General features: G+C 49.9%; 6 protein-coding genes and 1 pseudogene. 1 reads left to right on the plus strand and 6 read right to left on the minus strand.

What is annotated here, in order from left to right; genetic code table 11:
• From TJ79_RS05790 to TJ79_RS28625, 6 genes and pseudogenes are all read right to left on the minus strand, one after another.
• On the minus strand, window positions 1-1,496 hold a 1,496-nt coding region (locus TJ79_RS05790), incomplete at its 3' end, for a dynamin family protein (protein WP_202903297.1).
• A 293-nt stretch (window positions 1,497-1,789) separates the two neighbouring features.
• A complete protein-coding gene (locus tag TJ79_RS05795; RefSeq protein ID WP_040949357.1) occupies window positions 1,790-2,062 on the minus strand; it encodes a hypothetical protein in 273 nt (90 codons plus the stop codon).
• Window positions 2,063-2,109: 47 nt separating this feature from the next.
• Window positions 2,110-2,772, minus strand: coding sequence for an endonuclease III (gene nth / locus TJ79_RS05800; RefSeq protein WP_040949358.1), 663 nt, complete (start codon window positions 2,770-2,772; stop codon window positions 2,110-2,112).
• Between the two features lie 261 nt (window positions 2,773-3,033).
• Window positions 3,034-3,606, minus strand: a complete 573-nt coding sequence (locus TJ79_RS05805; RefSeq protein ID WP_040949359.1) for a GerMN domain-containing protein — start codon at window positions 3,604-3,606, stop codon at window positions 3,034-3,036.
• Between the two features lie 49 nt (window positions 3,607-3,655).
• Window positions 3,656-4,273, minus strand: coding sequence for an N-acetylmuramoyl-L-alanine amidase family protein (locus tag TJ79_RS27985; protein WP_238322824.1), 618 nt, complete (start codon window positions 4,271-4,273; stop codon window positions 3,656-3,658).
• 21 nt (window positions 4,274-4,294) lie between these two features.
• Window positions 4,295-4,450 (minus strand): annotated as a pseudogene (locus tag TJ79_RS28625) (hypothetical protein); the annotation flags it as partial.
• Window positions 4,451-4,478: 28 nt separating this feature from the next.
• Here TJ79_RS28625 and TJ79_RS28630 point away from each other — a divergent pair.
• The coding region (locus TJ79_RS28630) for a hypothetical protein (protein WP_420319374.1) at window positions 4,479-4,676 on the plus strand (198 nt) is incomplete at its 3' end.

The following is a 4,676-nucleotide window of genomic DNA, read 5'->3' on the forward strand; positions in this document are numbered from 1 at the left end:
AGCAGCGCCCGGATGCGCGCAAGAGCAGCTGCCGCCCGCCGGCGGTACGCCGCCTTGGCGTCGGCGTCGATCAGGCGCGAGTAGGTCAGGGTATATTCCCCTGACGCCACTGCGCCTGGCAGCACCCGCTCCGCCAGCCAATCTGCGCCAATCCCTTCATGCATCTCATCAATCACCTGACTCAGCTCTTCATCCTTCCACCCCATGCGCTCCGCTGCCTTCTTCAAGTAATCCTGAAGATGCCATTCCAAATAAGCTTTGACGTTGGCGGTAAACGCAGAGAGCAGTGCCGACAATCGGTTTTCCCGCTCCTTCTCCGCTTTGCTTCCGCCGCCAAATAAACCGACGCGGAACCCCGATTGGCGGCTCTCCAGATAGCGGGCAGCCATGTCCCGGGTTTGGGCCGGGATGAGGTTGGCATTGTCGATGAGCGTATCGGATTCTTTCTTCCACAACTGGTACGGCGCTTCCCCTTCCTCCCGCAAACGTTCCTCTTCCGTGAACAATCTCGCCTCTTCAACCTCTAACTGATCAACCCACCACTCGACTCGCGAAAGCCTGTCAGCCCTTCTTAGCTCTCCCGTTTCCTCAACTGCCGTTTCCTCAGCATCCGGCAACCCGGAGTCAGCTATTAGCTGCTCCACCCAATCGGCCATCGCCGCTTCGCGCCGCTCTAAATGATCCCCAATAATCTCACGCGTCGAATAAACGCTGCTTCGTTCTTTCAATGGCCCGGCGATATTCACCAGATCTTTTATCAAGACGAGCAGATTGTCCCACTCGTTTAGCGGATGCTCCGCTTCCTTCAAAGTGAGGTACAAAATACCTTCCGGATAGATTCCCCAAGAAGCGAAAGCCTTCTCTACTTGGTATCTGTAATCCTCGAAAGCCAGTTCTTCCTCCCGGTGTTTATCGACTTGATTGACGATGATATAAACGGGTTTGCCCCAATCCTGCAGCCTTTTTGTAAAAGAAAAATTCATATCCGACTGAACGTGATTATAATCGGTCACGTAAAAAACGACATCCGCCAGATGCAGCGCCGACTCCGTCGCCCGTTTATGAGCATCATCCGTAGAATCAATTCCCGGCGTATCCAAAAATACGGTTTTTTGATCAAACAGAGGAAGCGGAAACGTAATCTCCACTGATTCGATATCCGCACCATTTCGGCATGCTTGATCCAGCTCCGATAGAGGGATATCGTCGTACCACAACTCCCCTTCTTCATTTCTACGCTGAATTCGGGCTCCTGGCGATCCTTCCCGAATCGTAACCACATTGGCGCTGGTCGGAATCGGGCTCGACGGCAGCAAATCCGTTCCACACAGCCTGTTGATCAGAGTCGATTTTCCCGCAGAAAAATGACCGCAGAAAGCGATATGCAGCGCTTCATCTCCCGCCTTATCCGCCACTTCCTTAAGTCTGCCGGCGTTTTCTACATCGCCCTCACGGTTCATCAACTGCGACATCTCTCTCAGCCTGCTGGTCTCCATTGCTATCCCCCATTGTTTCGCGCTTATATGTAAGCTGTAATGGTATACTATGTCGATTTCCCGCCGTCGAAAAAACAGCCTTTTGGGTATAAGTTTATAGAGTGAGGCTCCCTTTCGTCAAACCATCCAACACCTTTCCTTTCACTCATTGTCCCTTATTTATGTGCGCTCAACAAAAAAAAGAGCCACCTAAGTCGTCCTCGACTTCAGGTGCAGCTCTCATTTTTTCAGACCGCTGATTTCATTTCTAAACCTTTTGTTCTTCTGCTTTTCGTCTTCCCGCGTTTCCGCCCTTAAATCAATGCGGCTTCTGTTTCCGGGAGGAGAATTTCAAAAAGTTCGCCGTGCTGCAAAATCGTAATCGGCTGACCTTTTATCTTCATCACCACGACATCCAGCTTTGCTTTCATCCGGTCCAGGTAATTGGCAGGCACTTCGCCGGAATCGCTGATCGTAACGCCTTCTACCACTTTCTCTTCATTTTCGGTTAATGGCGTGCGCAGCACTTCCTCATAAATATCCGAAAACAGCTCAAAATTTTTCGTGTACACAGCGATGCATTTCATCTACAATCCCATCCTTTTTTTAATCTCTTCTTTTTCTCTTACCTTATCTACGTAGTTTTCCTCTTATTGACAGGTTTCATACGTCGTTTGCCTTCCGGGCAAATATCCAGAAGCGGGCATTCCGGACAATTCGGATTTTGCGCTTTGCAATGGTATCTGCCGAAAAAAATAATCCGATGATGAGACAGCGTCCATTCCTCGCGCGGAATGACCTTCATCAGCTTTTTTTCAACCTCAAGCACGGAATCATCAGGTTTCGCTAAACCGAGACGCTTGCTAACCCGTTCCACATGAGTATCAACCGCGATAGCGGGAACACCGAAGGCATTGGAAACCACCACATTGGCAGTCTTGCGGCCAACTCCAGGAAGTTCAACGAGCAACTCATGCTCTCTTGGCACTTCGCCGCCATACTTGTCCAATAAAATGCCGCACAGGCTTTGAATGTTTTTCGCCTTGTTGCGAAATAGCCCGATTCTTCGTATATCCTGTTGAAGCTCCTCTATAGATACGGATAAGTAGTCCTCCGGTTTCCGATATTTTTTAAACAACGTATCGGTTACCCGGTTAACGGATTCGTCCGTCGCCTGAGCAGACATCATGACGGCGATCAGCAATTCAAAAGGATTGGAATGATTGAGCTCGCAATGAGCGCCTGGGAACATTTCACTCATGGTGTCCAATATCCTGCGAATGTTTTTCTCGTTCAATTCCGATCTCCTTTCCTTACACAAATGCGCTGCCGTCTCTCAGCGGCACATGTGTTTGCTGTATCCTTTTCACATCAATAACAAACAGTCTATCGAAACATCCCCGGATTATCAATGCTTTCATTAAGATAATTCCGAATAATTTTAGGCAAAATACCACATCCCGTTAAGAAAAAGTCGCTATTGAACAGAAAGGAAGCCCACTTTCGGCAAATATTTCACCGAAGAAAGGGCTCCTTTCAAAAGAAACATGCAGATCATTTAGTTTTGCCGCAGGATCGGATGAGGCAAATCAGCATTCCCCATCAGGCTTTCCACCTGCTGACCGTCGACCAGCACATTGATGGATTTTACCTCTGGAAATTGGAACAGTGTATTCTTCAACGCCTGCAACAGCAGCATTTCGCCGCCTGAGCCCAATCGGCTGTCAGAGCCGAAGTTCAGATCAACGGTAAGCTGGCCATCGGCAAGCTCCGCTTTTTTAAAGTCAAAATCTTTGAATAATGAGATTTGTCCTGAATCGTCAGTCGTTTCCAACGCTTGCAAAACTTGAATATAGTCCGGTTTATCCTTAGCCATCGGAATCGTGCGCGTTGTTTCGATCAATTTCGCCAAGTCGGGATCGGCAAAATACAACTTAACAGCAGTCTCTTCAGGAGCTTGAGGAGTAACGGTGGCAACTGCGCTCGCAGTTGGAGCAGGTGTAGTCGTAGCAGCTATGGAAGGACTTGGGCTTGGCGCCTCCCCTTCCTTCTTACCGCCATTTTCTCCGCAGCCGGAAACGACGATCATGGCGCTGAGCAAAAGAGCGGCAGATATTGCGGCCTTACGCATCGGCGACACTCCCTAATTTTCACAAGTGAACGACGGCTTTGCCGTCTCCCTATTGGATTTTCAAAAACTCTTTGATTCCGTTGACAATTGCTTGTGCGACCCGATTTTGAAAATCCTCGGTAAACATCGCGGCTTCATTCATTTGATTGGACAGATAACCCACTTCAACCAAGGTAGCCGGCATCGTCGTTTCTCTGACGACGTGTAGATCGCCGAACCGTACGCTGCGATCGACAAAGCCAGTTGCGGCAACCACGTTACGGTGGATGATATTGGCAAGAGTGACGCTTTCATCCGAGCGGTTGTAGTACGTCTCAACTCCGTTCACGCTGGGATTATTCGGGAACGAATTACCGTGAATCGAGACATATACGTCTGCCTTCAAAGTATTGGCCATGCTGGACCGTTCCTGTAACGTAAGGAATGTGTCATCACTGCGGGTCGTATAGGCTTGAATTTGCGGAATGGCTTCCAACAGCTTCATAACCTTATTGCCCATGGCCAGGTTAAAATCTTTCTCCTTCTTGCCGGTAAATGTAGCCGCGCCTGGATCCTGGTCCCCATGCCCTGGATCGATGACAACGCGGTAAAGTATGTTGCTCAGTTTAACCTGAATGATTCCGTCCGTACCGTCTTTTTCAACATGGTAGCCGATTTTTCCAACCAAATCGATGACAAAGCGTATCGTCGAAGTGGAGGGATCGAACAGAGCATACCGCAGTTTGGTCATCAGCGGATTATCCGCTGTCGGAATAACACCTTCCGCTGTCAAAGGTTTCGGCACAGCCGCGCTGAAAGAAGCGAGCGGTAATTCCACTACCAGCCGGTCAGGGTTGGACACCATAAGGAACTTCGGTTTCACTGGCCCCGATGTGCGAATCGTCAGCGTATCGACTGTAAAATCAACTGCGTCAATCGATACGTTGCTTGGAGTCGGTGTTGACGTCGTACCTGGAGAATCCGAAGGTGCAACCGTCGACGTCGGTGTCGGCGTCGGTGTGGCCGATGGAGTCGGCGTTGCACTCGGTGTCACCGATGCGGACGGCGTCGGCGTCGGTGTCGCTGTTGGC

The organism is Gorillibacterium massiliense, from assembly GCF_000455485.1.
In the GTDB taxonomy this organism is placed as follows: Bacteria; Bacillota; Bacilli; order Paenibacillales; family NBRC-103111; genus Gorillibacterium; species Gorillibacterium massiliense.